Source organism: Bacillus sp. P4_D3 (assembly GCF_056401855.1).
Genome location: NZ_JBFUIN010001357.1, coordinates 1 through 517 on the forward strand (window position 1 = coordinate 1; position 517 = coordinate 517).

Sequence of the window (517 nt, forward strand, 5' to 3'; positions counted from 1 at the left end):
TATGTATGACATGCCGGGGTGGCGGAACAGGCAGACGCACAGGACTTAAAATCCTGCGGTGGGTGACCACCGTGCGGGTTCGACCCCCGCCCTCGGCACCATATGCGCCCGTAGCTCAATTGGATAGAGCGTTTGACTACGGATCAAGAGGTTAGGGGTTCGACTCCTCTCGGGCGCGTTTTTTTCGGGAAGTGGCTCAGCTTGGTAGAGCACCTGGTTTGGGACCAGGGGGTCGCAGGTTCAAATCCTGTCTTCCCGATACTTGTTTGGGGCCTTAGCTCAGCTGGGAGAGCGCCTGCCTTGCACGCAGGAGGTCAGCGGTTCGATCCCGCTAGGCTCCACCAAAAAAGTTCTTTGAAAACTGAACGAAACAAACAACGTAAACGTCAATTTTTATTTTTAGATGCTAGACAAACTAACTTTATTGGAGAGTTTGATCCTGGCTCAGGATGAACGCTGGCGGCGTGCCTAATACATGCAAGTCGAGCGAATGGATTAAGAGCTTGCTCTTATGAAG

At 52.4% G+C, this 517-nt stretch carries 4 tRNA genes and 1 rRNA gene; all 5 read left to right on the forward strand.

The window, feature by feature from the left end:
* Positions 1 to 12: 12 nt before the first annotated feature.
* Positions 13 to 101, forward strand: a tRNA-Leu gene (locus AC1DTM_RS31310).
* 3 nt (positions 102 to 104) lie between these two features.
* A tRNA-Arg gene (locus AC1DTM_RS31315) sits at positions 105 to 178 on the forward strand.
* A gap of 7 nt (positions 179 to 185) precedes the next feature.
* Positions 186 to 259 (forward strand) — tRNA-Pro (locus tag AC1DTM_RS31320).
* A 9-nt stretch (positions 260 to 268) separates the two neighbouring features.
* A tRNA-Ala gene (locus AC1DTM_RS31325) sits at positions 269 to 344 on the forward strand.
* 77 nt (positions 345 to 421) lie between these two features.
* Positions 422 to 517, forward strand: a 16S ribosomal RNA gene (locus tag AC1DTM_RS31330); the annotation flags it as partial.